Below are 19,496 nucleotides of genomic sequence, written 5' to 3'. Positions count from 1 at the left end.
AGTGACGACGCCCAGCCTGTCCACCTCTCCTGACGTCATCCTGTCGTCCGCGCCCGCCGCGCATCCGGTCGAGCTTCATGGCAAGCTGTCCGGTAATATGGGCGCGTTCGATCTCACCATGACGGTGCTGGCGGCGTCCGCCCCCCTTTCCGTCATGGCGGCGTTCGCGCCTGTGTCGATGGCAGTCGGCAATGGTGTCGGCCTGGTGTCGTCCTTCCTGATCGCCGGCGGTGCCCTGCTTTTCTTCGCCTTCGGCTTCATGGCGATGGCACGGTCCATCGCCAACAAGGGGGAGGGAGCGGGTGCCTTCTACATCTATCTGACCAAGGGGCTGGGTCGGCAGTTCGGGCTGGGCGGCGCGTTTCTGGCGATATTTTCATATACGTTGATCCAGACGGGCACGATCGGCATGGTCGGCGTGTCGATCGTTGACTATCTGCATAGCAGGTTGGGCGTTCCAGCCTTTCCCTGGTGGGTGGCGACCGGCATTGCCTGGGCGATCGTTGGCGCCCTCGGCTACCGCCGCATCGACCTTTCAGCGCGCGTTCTGGGCCTTGCGATGCTGGGAGAGATCGCGATCGTTGCGGTTCTGGATGCAGCCGTATTCCTGCGTGGAGGGGCGACCGGCAGCCTGGACTTCACCCCCTATTCGCTTTCATCGCTCCTTTCCGGCAACGCGGGCATCGGCATCATGATGGCGGCCGCCAGCTTCCTCGGGTTCGAAGCAACCGCCATCTACAGCGAAGAGGTTCGATCGCCGGACAAGACCATTCCCAGGGCGACCTTCATGTCGATCATCTTGATCGCTCTCTTCTATTCCATATCGACCTTCCTTCTCGTCAACGCCTATGGCGTGAAAGAGGCGGGCATAAAGCTGCATTCCGATCCTACCGGCATGTTCCCCGACGCGCTTGCCGCCTATGTCGGCCAGCTGTCAGTGGATGCCATGTACCTGCTGCTGATCAGCAGCCTGGTCGCGGCCGTGCTGTCCTTTCACAACGCCATTGCCCGTTACTTCTTCAATCTGGGCTGCGACGGCGTGCTGCCGGCGGCATTCGGGAAGACCCATGCGCGCCATGGATCACCTGCGCTGGGGTCGCTGCTGCAAAGCGCCACAGTGGTCGCGGTCATCGTGCCCGTCGTCCTGTTCAACATTGATCCCGTGCTGCAATTCTACGCATGGGCCGTGGGCCTTGGCACCATGGGCATGCTGCTGCTGTTTGCGATCGCGTCGCTGGCGATCATCCGTTACCTTTCGTGGCAGGAACAGAGGGGTAGCCTCTGGAGCTACCGTATTGCGCCCGTGCTCGGGTTCATCAGTCTCACGGCGATTGCGATCTACGCGACGATCAACTTCGAAGTCTTCGTCGATGCCTCGCCCACATTGGCAACGATCTTCCTGGTGTCGGTTTACGCGACCTTCGTCGCTGGCGTTGGGTTGGCCATGCGCTGGCGAAAGACACGGCCGGACTGGTACGGCCAAATCATCACCGCGAGCACGTTCCCCGATGACGGCGCGCAACGACATTGATCCCCACATGCCAATGAACAGGTTTTGATCCATGAAATATGACGGAAAAGTGGTAGTGGTGACTGGAGCTGGTTCTGGCATGGGACGAGCAATGGTGAGCGAATTCGTTGCTCAAGGCGGACGAGTGGCCGCTCTGGGGCGCACGCTCGACAAGATCAGCCAGACTGTGGAATTGGCTGGCGGCGCCGAAAAGGTTATGGGCATCCGCGCGGATGTAGCGGTTGAAGCCGACGTGACCGCCGCCATTGACAAGGTTATCGCGCGCTGGGGCCGCATCGACCTGCTCTGCAACAATGCAGGCGTGCTCGACAGCTACCGCCCGGCTCATGAAGTCAGCCTGGAGGAATGGAACGAGGTGATGGCCGCTAACGCGACCGGGCCGTTCCTGATGGCGAAATATGCCATCCCCCACATGCTGAAGCAGGGCAAGGGCAACATCATCAACATCGCCTCGACCGCCTCCTTCAGCGCGGCGGGTGGCGGTTCGGCCTATACTGCGTCCAAACATGCGGTGCTTGGCCTTACCAAGCAGCTTTGCTTCGAATATGGCGCGCTCGGCATCCGGGTCAATGCGATCTGCCCGGGCGCGACAGCGACGCCGATGGCCATCCCCGAAGCGCAAACGGCGACCTCCCCGGACATGGAGGCTGCGGTGGCCAAAGTGCCCGCTCGGCGTTGGTGCCAGCCCGGAGAAATAGCGAAAATGGCGATGTTCCTGGGCAGTGACGATGCCGATTACGTGCACGGCAGCGCTTATGTCATCGACGGCGGCTGGCTCACGGCTGCGCGGGAAGCATTCTGAAAATGGCGGGTCATTGCCGCACGGCGATGCCCTGTTCTGATACTGACGAGGTTTAAAATGGCAATCTGGCCCGATGAGGACTCCCAGTCAAAGCGGCTCTACGAACGCGGGCTCAAAGTCTATCCCGGCGGAATTACGCGTCTGGTTCCATGGCTTGAGCCCTTCCCGGTCTACACGAAGATCGGCAAGGGCGCCTATGTCACTGACGTTGATGGCACGTCGCGCCTTGACCTGCTCAACAATTTTGCGTCGCTCATCCACGGTCATGCCAATCCGGCGATCATAGAGGCCGTGTCGAAGCAATTGGTGCTGGGGACAGCCTACACCAACCCGACCGAGGTGGAGATCGAGCTGGCCGAATTATTGTGCGATCGCATAGATACGGCCGAAAATGTCCGGTTCAGCAACAGCGGTTCGGAAGCGGTGATGTCCGCGATCAAGGCTGCGCGCGCCTATACCGGCAGGCCCGCGATCGTGAAGGTCGAAGGCGGCTATCATGGCTCCTACGACTATGCCGAAGTCAGCCTGGATACGCCCAAAGAGCAGTTCACCACGCCGCCAAAGTCGGTTGGCTATGCTGCCGGTGTGCCTGACCGGCTTCTGGAGGATGTCTATGTCATCCCCTTCAATGATCCGGAAACCGCCGCCAGCGTCATTCGTGCGCACAGGGATCGGATCGGCGCGATCTTGCTGGATGCAGCGCCAAGCTATCTGGGCTTTACGCCTGTATCGTCCGAATTTGCCGCAAGTCTGCGCGACCTTGCGACCGAAATCGGCGCAGTGTTCATCCTGGATGAGGTCATCAGCTTTCGGCTCGATCATGGCGGAGCGCAGAAAAAATTCGGCGTGAAGCCGGACCTCACCGTTCTGGGCAAGATCATCGGCGGCGGTTTTCCTGTCGGTGCGCTGGTCGGGTCGAAGGAGGTAATGCAGGTCTTCGATCATCGCGTGGGCAGACCGCTGGTTCCCTGGAGCGGGACCTTCTCGGCCAATCCCATGACAATGACGGCGGGCAAGGTCACGTTGGAACTGCTGACCCCCGAACTGGTCGCGCATATCAATATGCTTGGCGATCAGGTCCGCGCGGGTTTGACGCGAGCCTTCGTCTCATCCGGTTTCCCGGGGCAAGTTACGGGCGTGGGATCCATGTTCAAGATCATCACGCATCAGCGTCCCGTCTATGATTATCGCAGCCAGCGGCACAGCCCTGCGGAAAGTGCGGCGATGATGGAATTGCAGCGCATGCTCGTGCTCAAGGGATTCCATGTGTCGGGCGCTGGCATGGGATTCCTTTCCACTGCCATGGTTGCGCAAGATATCGACAATTTCTGTGCGGCTACGGAGGAATGCCTCCGTCAGCTTCCTCATCCTGAGAGCGGGAAATGACCCAAATGTTCAGACATGAACGCCTGAAGGGAACATCGGACGCTTCGCCCGAGCGTGCGCTCGTCACCGGGGCGACATCGGGCATCGGCCGCGCCACCGCGCTGCGGCTTGCCGGACGGGGGGCGACCGTCTGCCTGGTGGGGCGTAATGAAAACGCGGCAGAAACATTGCGCGCCCAGATCGAAGATATGGGCTGCCAAGTACTCGTTATTCTCGCCGACGTCAGTGATGGTCATGCGGTGGAACGAGCGGTGCGCAGTTTCGCAGAAGCTTATGGCGGTATCGATACAGTGGTCGCGTCGGCTGGCATTGCTCCTAAAGGAAATGCGACTGAAACCAGCATCGAAGACTGGAAACAATGCATATCGATCAACCTGGATTCAGTCTTCTATCTTGCCCGCTTCGCAATGCCGGAACTTATCAAGACGCAGGGTACGTTCACGATCATCAGCTCGGATGCGGGCATGTGGGGCGATTCCGACTTTGCAGCCTACATTGCTTCCAAACATGGCGTGCATGGGCTGATGAAGTCACTTGCCCTTGATTATGGACGTTACGGCGTCCGGACCAATGCCGTTTGTCCCGGGTTTGTCGAAACGCCGATGGCCGACAAGCTGTTGGCGAACCTGTCGCCTGAAAAGCTTGAGGCGCTTCGAAAGGCGGTGCCTCTGGCGAGATTTGCGCAGCCTGAAGACGTAGCCGACGTCGTGGCCCATCTATCTTCGGACGCAGCGCGCCACACCAATGGCACTGAATACCGGCTCGATGGCGGCAAGACCTGTGGTCACTACAAGCCCTGATAATCCCCACGGCCTATGAACTCGAATGGACCAGGAAGATATGGGTGAATTTTCGGGCAAGTCGGTCCTGATCACGGGTGCGGCCGGGGGGTTCGGCCGCGTGCTGACGTCCAAACTTCTGGAAGCTGGCGCCAACATCGTCCTGGGCGACCTCAATGAGGCGGCGCTTGCGGAACTGGCGGCCTCGCTTCCTGGGCGGATCGCCTGGATGCGCTGCGATGTCACGGTGGAAGCGGACCAGAAGGCATTGGTCGATCTTGCAGTCGCCACTTATGGCCGCCTTGACATCGCCATCAACAATGCGGGCGGCACATCGCCCATGAAGAGCTTTCTCGACACGACCGAACAGGACCTTGATCGGAACTTCGCGCTGAATGCCAAGAGCATTTTCCTAGGCATGAAGCATCAGATTGCCGCGATGATCGATGGCGGCGGCGGCTCGATCATGAATGTTGCGTCCGTCGCCGGTATCGCAGGCGCGCCGAAAAATGTCGCTTACGGCGCGGCAAAGCATGCGGTGATCGGCATGACGCGCACCGCCGCGGTCGAATTTGCGCGCAGCAATGTCAGGGTGAATGCGGTCTGCCCCTATTTCAGCCTCACTCCGCTCGTCACGCAGAGCAACCTCATCGAACGCAAGAAGCAAATGGAAGCAGCCGTTCCCATGAAGCGCCTGGCCGAACCGGAAGAGGTCGCGTCTGCCATATTGGCGCTGGTGTCGCCTTCCAACAGCTATTTGACCGGTCAGGCCGTTGCCATCGACGGCGGACTGACCGCTTTTTGATCCAGCGGACACCCCGCGGCGCCCCGCCCAATGCGGCTGGCTCAGACGAGCAGGCGGCGGTCGAAAAAGGAGCAGCACATGCCGGTTGACCCAACGGGAAGCGGCGCTCAGTCCAAGAGCGCCCCTAGCCGCTTATTGCTGAGCGTCTGTCGGCTGTTGGGCGCGCTACTTGTGCTTGTGGGGTTGATCCTGCTGCTGGGAGGTGCATGGCTCGTCCTGCTGGGCGGAACGCCATATTATCTGGTGTCAGGCGCTGCCTTGGCGCTCAGCGGTGGTTTGCTGGCGCGGGCGCGGGTGGCCTCATTCTGGGTTTTTGCGGCCGCCTATGCGGGCACGATCATCTGGGCATTGGCGGAGGCTGGATTGAATTTCTGGCCTCAACTGCCCCGGCTGGGACCCTTTCTTGTCATGGGAGTCATCATGGCGTCGCTCTGGGGATGGCTGGTCCCCCCGATGCGCCGCGCAGCCCGGTCGGCGATGGCAATGCAATTGCTCGTGATCGGTGCCGGAATTGGCGCCATGTTCCTGCCGCATGGCGTGATCCACAGCGCGGAAGCCCGAGCCGACGGCTTGAATGGGGTGAACACCCCGGCATGGCAGTGGCGATCCTATGGTGGGGACACAGGCGCGGGACATTTCGCGCCATTCACGCAGATCAACAGGGACAATGTTTCCCAATTGAAGCCCGCCTGGATATTCCGAACCGGAGAGATCAACGATAGTCCTGACATGCAGGCAACGCCGATCCAAGTAGGATCAAACCTCTATTTCTGCACGGCGCATAACCGCATATTTGCAGTCGATGGGGATACGGGGCGGCGCGTCTGGTCATTCGATCCCCATGTTCGTTCAGACGGCACTTGGAACAGGTGCAGGGGTGTCGCCTTCTATGAAGCTGTTTCGCCTACGGCTGATAAGGTCGAGGGCAATTGCGCGCGGCGCATTTTGGCCACCACCATTGACGCCCGGCTGATCGCGCTCGACGGGGCCAATGGACAGCTCTGCCGCGACTTCGGCCGCAACGGACAGGTCGATCTGACGGCCGGATTGGGTGAGATGAAGCCGGGATGGTACTATCCCACCTCGGCGCCGCTGGTTGCGCGGGGCAGGGTGATCGTTGGCGGCTGGATATCCGACAATCAGTCGGTCGATGAGCCGGGTGGGGTGGTGAGAGCATTCGATGCCGTCACGGGCCGCCTTGCCTGGGCGTGGGACCCTGGGCGAAAGGTAGGGCAGCAGCAGCCCGGTTCCGCTCAGGACCAGTCCGTAAAATTCGCTCGCTCCACACCGAATTTCTGGGGCACTGCAACCTTTGATGAGCAGCTGGGACTCGTCTATGTTCCCACCGGCAATGGTACGTCGGACCATTGGGGCGGCATGCGCTCGCCCGAAACCGACCGCTACTCGACTTCCGTCATTGCCATCGACGTAGAGACCGGACGCCTCGTTTGGCATTATCAGACGGTACATCACGACCTTTGGGATTGGGACCTGTCCGCCCCGCCCGCATTTGTAAACATGCCCGATGGGCGCGGAGGTGTGGTTCCTGCCCTGGTGCAGGTTGGCAAGGCCGGTCAGATCTATGTTCTGGACCGGCGCAATGGGCGTCCGGTCACACCGGTTGCCGAGCGCCCGGTTCCGCAAACTGCTGCGCCCGGAGACCATCTGTCACCCACGCAGCCCTATTCCGTTGGAATGCCGCAACTGATCCCGCAACGTTTGAACGAGCGGGACATGTGGGGCCTTACCTTCTTCGATCAGCTTGCCTGCCGTATCGCTTACCGCAAATTGCATTATGAGGGGCAATATACGCCCCCGGGTGAACGCGACACGCTGATCTGGCCCGGCTATCTTGGCGGCATGAACTGGGGCGGCGTGGCGATCGATCCCGCCCGCAAGCTGCTGATGGTCAACGACATCCGCCTGTCCACCATTGTGCGACTGGTGCGGCGCAAGGACGTGGAAGGCAAAGTCCAGGCCAATTTCAGCCATGCAGGCTATGAACTCCATCCCGTCAAGGGTGCGCCCTTCGGCGTAGAGTTGAAGAGCTTCCTCTCGCTCCTCGGATTGCCGTGCGAACAGCCTCCCTGGGGCAAGATCACGGCGATTGACCTTCAGAGCCGCCGTGTCAGATGGCAAGTGCCGGCTGGAACGGGTCTGGAGCAGACATTCAATCTCGCAGGCGTGGAACTGCCGGTGAAGCTGGGCATGCCATCCATCTCATCGACCATGATGACAGCATCCGGCCTCGTTTTCTACGCTGGTGCCAATGACCCTTTCCTTCGGGCGTGGAATTCCGCCAGCGGGCGCGAGCTGTGGAGGGCGCGGCTTCCCGCCGGGTCGCAGGCGACGCCCATGTCCTATCTTTCCCCACGCACTGGGCGGCAATATGTCGTCGTGGCTGCGGGAGGCACGCCCTATAGCGCGCGCGTCGGGGATTATGTCGTGGCCTACGCCCTGCCGCGATGAATTCCCGCCCGTTCGCGATCGGCAGCGCTCATTGTCCGCTTCGGGCAATCGCGAGGGCAAGGGCGGCCGTGCGATCGATCTTGCCCGAGGCCATTCGCGGCAGGCGATCCACAATGACATAGTTTTTGGGAACGGCATAGCAGGGCAGGTTAGCCGTCAGATGAGCCACAGCGTCATTGCAACTGAATTCCTGACCCTCCCGACATTCCACGACAGCGACGGGCACTTGGTTCAGCACTGGATCAGGCATGCCAACGATCGTGCAGTTGGCGACGCCGCGACATTCCGACAGCAGGCACTCGACGTGGGAAGGCAGGATCTTCTCGCCGCCGCGATTGATGATGTCGTCAACCCGGCCGCTGAGATAAAGCAGCCCATTCTGATCCATCTTTCCCAGGTCCCCGGTCCGTAACCATTCGCCGCGGGTCTTTCGCGCGGTTTCAGCCGGACAGCGCCAGTAGCCCAACATGCGCGTCGGACCCGCGACCCATATCTCGCCAACCGCGCCCGTCGGCACATCCCTGTCCTGATCGTCGACCAGCCGCATTCTCACGCCTGGCGCGGGGAAACCGACCGATGCACCATGGTTATGAATAAGTGCAGGCGGGAGAAACGTGCAGGCGGATCCGAACTCGGTCAGACCATAGCCGTGAACTAGTTCCAGATGAGGCCAGCGGTCATCAAGTTCACGCGACCAGGCCGGGGGCATCGGTGATCCACCGAACACGACAAGGCGGGCAGGTCCGAATATCAGATCGCTCTCGTCCATCAGCATCAACATCCGCAGCACGCTGGGAACAGCGGTGACGAAGGTGGAGGGCGACAGGCGGAAAGCCTCGATCGCGTCTTTGCGATGAAATTCTGACACCAGCACCGTCTCGCCACCGACGATCAGCATGTGCCCCAATTGATCGATAAAGCCGGTATTGTGGAATAGCGGCGAAAGGACGATCGTGTTGTCGTCCGGGCCGGTGTTCAAAAATCGCTGATAGGTGGCCGATGCCTCAACTATGGCTCGTGCGCTCAATACCGCGCCTTTTGGCAGCCCCGTCGTACCCGATGTGAAGCTTATAACCGCTGGGTCGTCGGCGGCGGGAAGAGCGGGAAGAGACAGTCGAGGCGGGCGTTCCCATGCTTCCAGCACGTGGAGCGGCACGTCGGCGATCCCGAACATATATTGATGCTTGATGTCCGCCAGGGCGAGCTTCGCCTCCAACAGCGAAGCGCAGTCCGCCATCTGCTTGGGCGAAATCCGGTTGTTGACGAGAACTGCGATGGCCCCCAAGCGCATGATGCCGAGATAAGCGACCACCCAGTCAATGCTGTTGTAGCCCACGACAATGACTCGGTCGCCCGCAGCCACGCCGAGATCCATGAGCCATTGCGCTCGGCACTCCGCTTCCTTCGTCAGTTGGGCGAAGGTCAGCAGCCTCGATCCGTGCCTGACCGCAGTCCGATCGAAACCATGCTCAGCCCAGTGATAGAGACTGTCCCAAAGGCGTTCGGGTTTGCGCATCGGGGGCGGACTCTCTCTGGAATGATCCGTCCGGCTGACGGCATCAGATAGGATCATCGCTATTGCGCCACTTCCTCTCGCTATATAGGCCTATCGATCGACGCAGGCGGCCTGAGATGGCTTGTCCGTTGGCTGCAAAGATCGGCGTAACGTTTCTTTTGCCACTATCCATATCGTTACTCCCCCAGCGACGGCAAATGATCTTTGTCGTCGCGTGCGGATCGCGCGCCCGCTGGACACCTGTCAGGATGGCTCGACTACATGCCTACAACGGACGGCGTTCACCAGTCCTCCAGTCCCATCCTTCCTGCGCTGCGAGGACGGCCTGTTCTGCGGGATAAGATCATCCGCTGTCTTCTTCGACAGGGCTCCCACGATGACGCGAAGACGCATATCAGCCAATAGGCTTGACATACGAACAACCGTTCATTAATATTCTTGTCACTCCAGCAGATCTTTACAGAGAGGACGGGGGGGAATCATGAAAATATCGGACAAACTTACGTCGAACGCGCGCGATCGACTCGGTGGCATCTCTCGCGTCAGGCGCGGCCGGAGGTCCATATGGCGACAGGCGTATCGCGCCGGTCTTCTTGCGGGCGGATGCCTATCGCTTGTCATGGTCAGCCCGTCCTATGCGCAGGCGCCTGAGCCACAAGCCCGTGAGAGCATGGGTGAGATCATCGTGACCGCACAACGGCGTGAGCAATCGATCCAGAAGGTCGGCATCGCCATCACGGCGCTGTCGGGCGACGAACTGTCCAAACTGGGGGTCGCGACCGCATCCGACATAGCCCGCCAGGTCCCCGCGCTGGAATTCGACAGCGGCAGTGGCGGTGGGCTCAATGCCTTTGTTACGATACGCGGCGTGTCGCAAGTCGACTATTCGGAGCATCAGGAAGCGCCCAACGCGGTCTATCTTGACGAGGTCTATGTTCCGACGCCGTCGATGGTCGCCTTTCCGGTCTATGACCTTGCGCGCGCGGAAGCGCTTCGCGGGCCGCAGGGAACGCTTTTCGGCCGTAATTCCACTGGCGGCCTGCTTCAGTTCGTGACCAAAGACCCCACCAAGGATTGGGACGGCTATTTCAATACCGAATATAGCAGTTTTTCCACAGGCCGAGTCGAAGGCGCTGTCGGCGGCCCCATAGCCGATGGCGTTTCGTTCCGTCTCGCGGGCTTTGGACAGATCGGTAACGGATGGTTCAAGAACAATAATCCGAGCGGCAAGGACAGTTTCGAATCCAACAGCTTCGGCATACGCGGGAAGCTTGCTTTCGACATCGGTTCTGACTGGAAAGCGATCGTGACGGGGTCGCTGAACAAGAGTCCGAGGCATCGGGAGGGCGTCTACAAATCCTACCCGGTCTATGTGGATGCCAATGGGGTTACACAGTTCGTCCCCGCCAATGTCGATATCTACGGTACGGGCGCCGGCAATGATCCGTTCGGATATCGCGACCCCAGTAGTGACGGAACCGAAGGGTCGTTCAACGATGTCGGTTTCCTGAAAAAGCAGACCTATTATGGAACGCTGAAGCTGCAAGGGTCGGTCGGCGGTGCGACGCTGACGTCGATCAGCAATTATACCAAGTCGGACATCGATTATCTCGAGGATTCGGACGGTACGCCCAATAACATCTTCAATTTCGGAAGCGGTGGTTACACTCGCCAATTTTCCCAGGAATTGCGGCTGTCGGGCGATGCAGGTCCATTGAATTGGACAGTAGGCGGCTATTTCCTCGACCTCAAAGGTTCCTATTATACGGATTTCATCCTGATTGGCATTTTCGACGCCATCAACACATATCAGCAGCGCACACGCTCTTACGCCGCTTTTGGCCAGATCGAATATGAAATTCTGCCGTCGGTGAAGGTTACCGTCGGGGGACGCTACACCCATGACCGCAAAGTGTTCAATTCTCAGGTTGCGCTTGGGCCGCAGGACCCTAACTACACTGGCACATCTGCTGATCAATATTGGAATTTCAATGCCCAATCGGCAGCGGCATGGGGCAGCTCAAACAGGCAGAGCCGAGGAGACTGGACCGGCAAGTTCCAGCTCAGCTATGAACCCGACAACAATCTGCTGCTTTATGCGGGGGTCAGCCGTGGCATTCGTGCTGGTGGCTTCAATGCCACGGCTGACGGCACGCTCGGTCTCCAGCCCGATGGCGTAACGGTCGACTATTCGGCAGTTCCCTTCGGAAACGAGACGGTGGTTGCCTATGAAGGCGGCGCCAAGTTGCGCGTTTTCGACGGCAAGGCCAATATTCGTGCGAGTGCTTTCTATTATGACTATACCGGTTATCAGGCATTCAACTACAATGGTCTGATCTCCACCGTATCGAACAATGACGCCTATTATGCGGGCGGTGAGCTTGAAATATTCGCGAACCCGATAGAGGGTTTGAATATCTCCCTGGGCGCAGCCTATCTGGACGCGAAGGTGAAGGACATCGTGACCCCCGGAGGCGTTGTCGATGTCAGGCCAGTCAAGGCACCCAAATGGTCCCTGAACGGCCTTGTCACGAAGACCTTCGACATCGGCATCTATCAACTCGGCTTGCAATATGATTTTGACTATCAGTCGGAAAGCAAAGCCAACCTGATCGTATCGCCTGTGACCACATTGCCGTCCAGCTGGATGCACAACGCGCGCATCAGCTTTGGTCGTGAAGATCAGGGATGGGAACTGTACGGCTTCGTCCGCAACTTTACGGACGTGAACCGCAAAGCCTTTGCCTACGACAATAGTTGGACGGGGCTGGCTCTTGGTTCCTTTGCTCCGCCGCGTACCTATGGCGTCGGGTTCCGTAAGGATTTCTGAGATGATTGGAGCCGGTGGCTGCCAGCCGCCGGCCTTCCACCAAGAATGCAGGCTGGCATGCAGATAGCTGAGACGAGAGATCGTGACCGGGGTAGAGAATGGCATCGGACATTGTTGTGCGTCTCAGGAAACCGCAATGAACCTTGATCGGCGTCGTTTTGTGACGGCAGGTACGAGCGCTTTGTTCATGGGGCAGGGGTTGCTGGCAAGTTCAGCGGGAAACGCGGCTACGGTTGCCCGGCGCCTGGTCAAGACGGTCGAAGGCACGTTGCGTGGCTATGAAACCGCAAAGCTCGCCATCTTCAAGGGTGTCGCCTATGGAGAGGACACCACTCATCGGCGTTTCCAAGCGCCTGTTTCAGTGAAGCCGTGGAATGGCGTGCGAGATGCGTTTGCCTGCGGGTCGCCCTGCTATCAGAATAATCCTGATCCCCCCGCATGGCAGGACGCCCAGCCAGAGAGTGAGGATTGCCTGAAGCTCAATATATGGGCGCCGAAGGACGCGCGGAATGCGCCCGTCATGGTCTGGATTCACGGTGGCGGCTATTGGTGGGGTTCAGGCGGTCTGCCAGCCTATGATGGTTCTGCCCTGGCGGAAAGAGGCGGAGTCATCGTCGTTACGGTGAACCACCGGCTCAACGTCTTCGGTTATCTCAATCTTGGCGCCTTGGTTCCTGAATATGAAGGCGTTGGTAATCCCGGTCATCGAGATCTGGTGGAAGCACTGCGCTGGATTCGGCGGAACATCGCGGTTTTCGGCGGCGATGCTGATCAGGTGACGATCTTCGGGGAATCTGGCGGCGGCGGCAAGGTCACCGCCTTGCTTTCCACGCCTTGTGCGAAAGGGCTGTTTCAGCGCGCGATCGTGCAGAGCTGTTCAGCCCCGCGATTCCGGACGAATGACATGGCCCGAAAGGAGGTGCACGATCTTTGCGTGCTGGCCGGGATCGATCCAGACAACCCGCGCGCTCTGGCCGATGTGCCTGCGGCCCGGCTGAAGGTCGCCTATGCCGAATTCTTCAAGGGCGACGTGCTGAAGGGAGACATCGGCCTGTTGCCGATGGCGCCGGTTCAGGATGGAACTCTGCTGCCCTATCAGCCGCGCGACCCGCGGGCGATGGCTCTGTGGGCGGATGTGCCGCTCCTGGTGGGCACCACGCGTGACGAAGCAGTGTGGCTGATGTCTGTGAACGGGGCCTTGCCGAACCCGTCGAACGACGAGGAGCTTCTGGCTGAACTTGCGCCGATGCATGATCTTGGTCGGCTGCGGCTGAAAGCCTTGGTCCAGGCCTTGCGCGATCAGATGCCCGGTGCTGATTTGCAGCACCTGATGGTCGCGGCCGGAACCGCCATCTGGATGGGAGCCAATGCAGTGCGTCAGGCGGACATGAAAGCCGCTCTCGGCGCCGCGCCAGTCTATTATTATCGCTTCGATTGGGAAGAACCGATCGCGGGTAAATTCTGGGCCTTCCATGGAGCTGATGTGGGCTTTGTGTTCGGCACGCAGGATTTGCCGACGATCATTGAAGCGAAATCGGATGCCGTTGCGGAACGGAGCAAGCGCTACCGCAGCGAGCAATGGCATGCCGTTCGCGATGCCATGATGGACAGCTGGATCGCTTTTGCCAAAACCGGGAATCCGGGCAACCCGACGGTGCCGGACTGGGGACCATATTCCCTTACCAGCCGCTCGTTCATGCGGTTCGATACCCGGCCTTTGGTGGACGAGGGTCCTCTTCCTGCTGAAGTCATTGCCCTGTTGTATGATGCTTGAACATGGGCTCTGGGCTTGCCCGATGCTGGACGCCAACGTCATCGCAGGAACATTGACTGACGGGCATGGCCATGCGTAGCTTTGTTAAAGGAACAATCGTTCATTATCAAATCCATATTTCATCTTTCGTGCTGATGAGGTCCCTATGAGCAAGGCTGAATTCAACCGCAAATTGATCAACGACTATCTCGATTGCTGGGAACGCGGCGATATCGAGACGGCGCAGAGCTATTGGTCTGACGACATGTTTTTCTTCCAGGCCGGCCACAGCAAACTGGCTGGAAAATTCGACAGTCCGGCAGATTTCAACAAGCGTTGGGTGCAGCCGTTGCTCGAAATGACCAACAACCGCTGGACGGTTACATCCAACCCGGAAGTCATCCTGTCGGGCGATGATGGCTGTGTCGTGAACATCTATGAAAAGATGGTGCGCGACGGAAAGGGGGAGATCGATACGAACAAGCTGGTCGTCTACACCATTCGCGGCGACAAGATTACCAGCTGTCGTATGTATGACGGCGACCAGGGTGCCATCGACGATTTCTGGTCGTGAAGGGTGAACGCGCGTGGGAAGTCGAGCAGGTGCTGCAGCTGAAATAGCGTGATGTGGCCACAGCATCCACTGACCGCTTCTTGACATACGAACAACCGTTAATTAATATAATTGCAACAGGGCGAGGTGGAGCAGCGATCATGGAAGTGATGGACGAGGCGAGTCTGAAGCAGTTCGATGTACCCGATCATATTCCACGGGAACGGATCTACGACTTCGACATGTACAACCCCGCGGGCAATGGTGAAAAAGATTATTATGATATTTGGCGAACGCTGCAGGAACCCGGCGTGCCGGACATCATCTGGACCCCGCACAATGAGGGCCACTGGATCGCCACGCGCGGCAGCACAGTCTCGGAAGTGTTGAAGGATTACACCCGTTTCACCAGCGAGATTTTCTTCATCCCCAAGACGATGGGTGCGGAATGGGACGGTCTGCCGTCCATGTTGAACCCGCCTGAACATACGCCCTACCGTCAGATACTGAACCGCTACATGGGTCGTGACAAGATCATGGCGATGGAGCCTGAGATCCGGGCTTTGTCGATCGAACTGATCGAAGCGTTCGCCGCCGATGGGCATTGCGAACTGAAATCGCAACTGGCGAACATATTCCCGATCAAGATGTTCCTCGCGCTCACCAAGCTGCCTTATGAAGATGCCGACAAGCTGCTCCGTTATGTGGCAATGATGATGAAACCCGAAGGCACAGCCGAAGAAATGGCCGATAGCCTAGTCCGGGGGAAGAAGGCGCTGTATGATTACATCGCGCCTGTCCTAGCGGAGCGCACTGCCAATCCCGGTAGCGACATCATCAGCGGAATTGCTCATGCCACAGTTGATGGGCGGTCGCTGACCACGGATGAGAAGAACCGCCTGATCACGATCGTACTGCTGGGCGGGCTCGACACGGTACTGAACTTCATTCCGGTATGCTTCGCTCATCTCGCCCAGCATCCGGAGGTGGTGGAAGAGATACACAAGAATGCCGATCGTCTGGCGATGGTAAGCGAGGAGCTGTTCCGGCGCTTTCCGCTCGTGAACGAGGGGCGAATGGTCGCGAAGGACATCGAATATGATGGCGTCCTGCTGAAGGCGGGCGACATGGTGCTTGCACCCACAACGATGCACGGCATTGATGATCGAGAGAATGAGTGCCCGATGAAGGTGGACTTCAACCGCAAGAGGAAGTCGCACAGCACTTTTGGCGCGGGCGCGCATGTTTGCGCCGGGATGCATCTTGCGCGGATCGAAGTGATGATCCTGCTGGAGGAATGGCTGAAGCGCATCCCTCGATTCCGTATGAAACCAGGGTTCAAGTTCGTCACGCGGAGCGGCATCATCGGTTCGGCTGACGCGCTCGAACTCGAATGGGACGTGAACTGAGGTCGCTCTCCGGCAAAACGATCAACGCAAAAAGGTAATGACGAAGATGGGCAGACTGGACGGAAAAGTAGCGTTGATTACCGGCGGAAGTGCTGGCTTGGGCCGGGTGACCTCTCTCCTTTTCGCGCGGGAAGGGGCCAAGGTCGTGATCAGCGATCTTGCCGATGGTGCGGAAGCCGTCGCCGATATCGAGGCGATTGGCGGAGAAGCGCTGTTCGTGAAGGCGGATGTCAGCAAGTCGGCCGATGTCCAGAATATGGTGCAGGCGGCCGTCGATCGGTTCGGCCGACTCGACATCCTCTACAATAATGCCGCCATCTGGTTCGAACAGCCGCCGCTCGCGGATATTTCCGAAGAGGATTTCGACCGTGTCTACCAGGTGAACGTCAAGGGCGTTTTCCTGGGCATGAAATATGGCATCCAGCAAATGCTGAAACAGGGCGGCGGCACCATCGTCAATTGCGGGTCTATCAATTGCTTCGTCGCAGAGGCGGGATCGAGCGACTATGCGACCACCAAGGGCGCGGTGCTGATGCTGACGAAGCAGGGCGCCGTTGAATATGCGAAGAAGAACATTCGCATCAACTGTGTGTGCCCCGGGCCGATGCTGACGCCTATGGTGCGCGCGGCGGCCGAAAAGGCGGGCCAGACTATCCCGGAATTTTCCCAGCAATGGAACCTTCCTCGTGGGACGGTTGCCGATCCGCTGGAAGTGGCGAAAGTCGTTCTGTTTCTGGCCAGCGACGATTCTTCCAATCTCTTCGGCGCGTCTATCTTGGCGGATGGAGGCTACACGGCACTATAGCTGGTTGGTCAATGTAAGATCCGGAACGACGAACGAAAGATGAGCATGCAAAGCGGCCGCGTCGATGGGAAGGTCGCGCTGATCACCGGCGGCGCAAGCGGTATGGGAGAGGCCATCGCCACCCGGTTCGTGCGGGAGGGGGCGTCGGTCGTCATTGCCGACATGGACGCCAGTCGCGGTAAGGCGCTGGAGGAAAGGCTAGGCCTACAGGCGCGCTTCATGCCGCTGGACGTGCGGTCGGAGGGAGATTGGAACAGCGCCGTCAATGAGGTCGAGCGGCAATTTGGTCCCCTCAGCATCCTCGTGAACTGCGCTGGTATCTTGAAGGAATCGTCGCTCGAATACACGACGCCGGAGGAATATCGCCTCCTGACCGATGTCATGCAGTTTGGTGTTTATCTGGGCATGCGCGCCGTCGCGCCATCCATGCGCAGGGATGGCGGCGGATCGATCATCAACATTTCCTCGACCGCGGGCATAGTTGGCTATCCCCAGACCTTCGCTTACACGGCAGCGAAATGGGCTGTGCGTGGCATGACAAAGGCAGCGGCGTTGGACCTTGCGGACGGAAAAATCCGCGTGAACAGCATCCATCCCGGCAATACGAATACGCCCATGATACAGTGCAATGACTATTCGGTGGAGGATGTGCCGCTCAAGCGCAACGCCAGCGCGGAGGAGATCGCCCATCTTGCGCTGTTCCTGGCATCCGATGAATCCCTTTATATCACCGGTGCGGAGCATGTAATCGATGGCGGTTTCACTGCATATTGATACGACCGGTAGACGGGAACGAAAGTAGGGGCATGATGAAGGTCAAGGACATCGGCATGACCTTCGTCAAATGCACCCGGTTCCTGAGCGTGGACACCGCGCGTATTGAGATGCACGGCATCGACGGCGACAGGGAGTTCATCCTGCTCGACCAGCATGGTGCGCCAATGCCGCCTCATCATCATGGGCTGTTCGCGCCGCTCGCCTTCTCTTTCGATCCGACGAGCGCGCGGCTGACTCTGACCTTCCCCGACGGCCGCACCGTCGAAGGCAGCGGAGCAGGGAGCAGCGCAACCATGGCGCTGGATTATATGGGTATGCGGACGATCAATGTCCGTGATATTGATGGGAATTGGAACCAGATTCTAACCGAGCATGTCGGCCGACCCGTGCGCATGGTCCGCAGCGTCCGGGCCGGTGGCGGTATAGATGTCCTGCCGATCACCCTCTTCACCACGGCCTCACTCCGCATCCTGTCCGAAAAACTGGGACAAGCCGTAGATGCACGACGATTCCGGGCGAATTTGGTGATCGATCATGACCAGCCCTTTGCGGAGGACAGCTGGGAAGGCTGCACCTTGAGGATCGGCGACGCGTTGCTGCGCGTGCGTAGCGGAGTGCCGCGTTGCGTGGTGACTCAGTGTGATCCGGAAACAGGCGAAAATGACATGGCGGTCGTTCCCGCTTTGGGTAAGTTCCGAAACCGCGTTCAGCTGCCCGATGGGCTCATGCCGCACTACTGCACGCCTGCTTTTGCCGCCTATGCCGAGGTACTCGAGCCCGGTATCGTACAGCGGGGAGATCAGGTGCAACTTACGGACAGGCCGCATTGACGGCGCTTATGTGCGTTGCTATAAGAACGATCGTTAATTAATATTGTCATGCGCCAAAGAGCCATTGCCGATCAGGCCGGATATCCCACTCCTCTTCATAGAGGTTTGCAAAAGGCGAGGGTAACCGCCGGTCAAAGTCTTCTGGTTTCCATCGCGACCCAGGGGAGGGACGACTCTTTGCGTAGCTGGACGATGAGGGTGTGAGGATTGTAGGAATGACCACCGGAAACCCGCATTTGGGCGAGTCCAAGCTTGACCTCGTCATCCTGTCGCGGCGTGTGGCGGCCGAAGGCGTGGTCGTACTGGAATTGGGATCGAGCGATGGTGCTGACCTGCCAGCGTGGGAGCCGGGTGCGCATATCGACCTGGAACTCGCTAACGGGATGATCCGGCAATATTCGCTGTGCGGGTCGCCATCGGATCGCAAGCGCTGGACGATTGGCGTGCTGCGCGAGCCGGAAAGCCGGGGTGGGAGCGCTTTCATTCATGATGTGCTGAAGGAGGGCATGACGGTCCACGTCGTCGGCCCCCGCAACCATTTCAAGCTGGAGCCGAGTGGGCGCTACATCTTCATCGCGGGCGGCATCGGCATCACGCCGATCCTGCCCATGATCGCAGCCGCCGATGCTGCGGGGGCGGACTGGACATTGGCCTATGGCGGCCGCTCGCGTGGATCAATGGCCTTTATGGAAGAGCTTTCCGGTCGCGGTCCTGCCGTTTCGGTGCAGCCTTTTAACGAGGTTGGTCATATCGACCTGGCGTCTCTCCTCGATCACCCGGATACCAGCGCGCTCGTCTATTGCTGCGGCCCTGAGCCGCTGCTTTCCGCGGTGGAAGGCAAATGCGGGAACTGGCCGAGCGGCGCTCTCCATCTGGAGCGCTTTTCTGCCAAGCCGCTGGAGCAGCCCTCCTTCGACGGCCCGTTCGAGGTCGAACTGGCGAGCAGCGGTCAAGTTTATACCGTCACGCCTGGTGAATCGATCATGGAGGTGCTGGAGGATGCGGGCCTCGACGTTCTCTGCTCCTGCCGGGAAGGTGTATGTGGCAGCTGCGAAACGGCCCTCATTTCTGGACCAGCCGACCATCGCGATTCCGTCCTGTCCGAGGATGAGAAGGCACAGAACAGCCGGATCATGATTTGCGTATCGCGCAGCCGCACCGGCGAGCGGCTTGTGCTGGATTTGTGACGGTCGCAGCATGTCGGTGTCGTAAGCTGCTGATAACGGTGAACTTGATCGTGGAAGAATGTGA

The 19,496-nt window shown here is 59.2% G+C and carries 15 protein-coding genes; 14 read left to right on the top strand and 1 reads right to left on the bottom strand.

The window, feature by feature from the left end:
* The first annotated feature begins 1 nt into the window (after position 1).
* The 6 genes from MU848_RS13530 (at position 2) to MU848_RS13505 (ending at position 7,772) form a co-directional block, all read left to right on the top strand.
* A complete protein-coding gene (locus tag MU848_RS13530; protein WP_201516251.1) occupies positions 2 to 1,531 on the top strand; it encodes an APC family permease in 1,530 nt (509 codons plus the stop codon).
* Positions 1,532 to 1,562: 31 nt separating this feature from the next.
* A complete protein-coding gene (locus tag MU848_RS13525) occupies positions 1,563 to 2,333 on the top strand; it encodes an SDR family NAD(P)-dependent oxidoreductase (RefSeq protein WP_247233228.1) in 771 nt (256 codons plus the stop codon).
* A 57-nt stretch (positions 2,334 to 2,390) separates the two neighbouring features.
* Complete coding sequence (locus MU848_RS13520; RefSeq protein WP_247233226.1) at positions 2,391 to 3,719, top strand: aspartate aminotransferase family protein; 1,329 nt, start codon at positions 2,391 to 2,393, stop codon at positions 3,717 to 3,719.
* Positions 3,720 to 3,724: 5 nt separating this feature from the next.
* Positions 3,725 to 4,519: an SDR family NAD(P)-dependent oxidoreductase gene (locus MU848_RS13515; protein WP_247233223.1), complete on the top strand. Its 795-nt coding sequence runs from the start codon at positions 3,725 to 3,727 to the stop codon at positions 4,517 to 4,519.
* A 25-nt stretch (positions 4,520 to 4,544) separates the two neighbouring features.
* Positions 4,545 to 5,303: an SDR family NAD(P)-dependent oxidoreductase gene (locus MU848_RS13510; protein ID WP_247233220.1), complete on the top strand. Its 759-nt coding sequence runs from the start codon at positions 4,545 to 4,547 to the stop codon at positions 5,301 to 5,303.
* 78 nt (positions 5,304 to 5,381) lie between these two features.
* Positions 5,382 to 7,772 (top strand): membrane-bound PQQ-dependent dehydrogenase, glucose/quinate/shikimate family, encoded by a 2,391-nt coding sequence (locus MU848_RS13505; protein WP_247233212.1) that lies wholly within the window; start codon positions 5,382 to 5,384, stop codon positions 7,770 to 7,772.
* Between the two features lie 28 nt (positions 7,773 to 7,800).
* Here the strand turns inward: MU848_RS13505 and MU848_RS13500 are convergent, their stop codons facing one another.
* Positions 7,801 to 9,288, bottom strand: coding sequence for a class I adenylate-forming enzyme family protein (locus MU848_RS13500; RefSeq protein ID WP_247233205.1), 1,488 nt, complete (start codon positions 9,286 to 9,288; stop codon positions 7,801 to 7,803).
* A 670-nt stretch (positions 9,289 to 9,958) separates the two neighbouring features.
* On the opposite strand from MU848_RS13500, the gene MU848_RS13495 reads away from it, so the two are divergent.
* The 8 genes from MU848_RS13495 (at position 9,959) to MU848_RS13460 (ending at position 19,432) form a co-directional block, all read left to right on the top strand.
* Positions 9,959 to 12,118 (top strand): TonB-dependent receptor, encoded by a 2,160-nt coding sequence (locus MU848_RS13495; RefSeq protein WP_247233197.1) that lies wholly within the window; start codon positions 9,959 to 9,961, stop codon positions 12,116 to 12,118.
* Between the two features lie 136 nt (positions 12,119 to 12,254).
* Entirely contained in the window at positions 12,255 to 13,892 is a 1,638-nt protein-coding gene (locus tag MU848_RS13490) for a carboxylesterase/lipase family protein (protein ID WP_247233195.1), read from the top strand.
* Between the two features lie 145 nt (positions 13,893 to 14,037).
* A complete protein-coding gene (locus MU848_RS13485; RefSeq protein WP_247233193.1) occupies positions 14,038 to 14,445 on the top strand; it encodes a nuclear transport factor 2 family protein in 408 nt (135 codons plus the stop codon).
* A gap of 149 nt (positions 14,446 to 14,594) precedes the next feature.
* Positions 14,595 to 15,833: a cytochrome P450 gene (locus MU848_RS13480; RefSeq protein WP_247233191.1), complete on the top strand. Its 1,239-nt coding sequence runs from the start codon at positions 14,595 to 14,597 to the stop codon at positions 15,831 to 15,833.
* Between the two features lie 37 nt (positions 15,834 to 15,870).
* The gene (locus MU848_RS13475; protein ID WP_247233182.1) at positions 15,871 to 16,638 is read left to right on the top strand and encodes an SDR family NAD(P)-dependent oxidoreductase; all 768 of its coding nucleotides are present in this window, start codon (positions 15,871 to 15,873) and stop codon (positions 16,636 to 16,638) included.
* 39 nt (positions 16,639 to 16,677) lie between these two features.
* Entirely contained in the window at positions 16,678 to 17,412 is a 735-nt protein-coding gene (locus MU848_RS13470; RefSeq protein ID WP_247233167.1) for an SDR family oxidoreductase, read from the top strand.
* Between the two features lie 32 nt (positions 17,413 to 17,444).
* On the top strand, positions 17,445 to 18,245 hold the full coding sequence (locus tag MU848_RS13465; RefSeq protein WP_247233165.1) for an MOSC domain-containing protein: 801 nt from the start codon (positions 17,445 to 17,447) through the stop codon (positions 18,243 to 18,245).
* A gap of 215 nt (positions 18,246 to 18,460) precedes the next feature.
* Positions 18,461 to 19,432, top strand: a complete 972-nt coding sequence (locus MU848_RS13460) for a PDR/VanB family oxidoreductase (RefSeq protein ID WP_247233163.1) — start codon at positions 18,461 to 18,463, stop codon at positions 19,430 to 19,432.
* Positions 19,433 to 19,496: the final 64 nt, after the last annotated feature.

Source organism: Sphingobium agri, assembly GCF_023051225.1.
Taxonomy (GTDB): Bacteria; Pseudomonadota; Alphaproteobacteria; order Sphingomonadales; family Sphingomonadaceae; genus Sphingobium; species Sphingobium agri.
The sequence above is the reverse complement of the archived record's forward strand: the minus strand, read 5'-3'. Positions and strand labels throughout refer to the sequence as shown.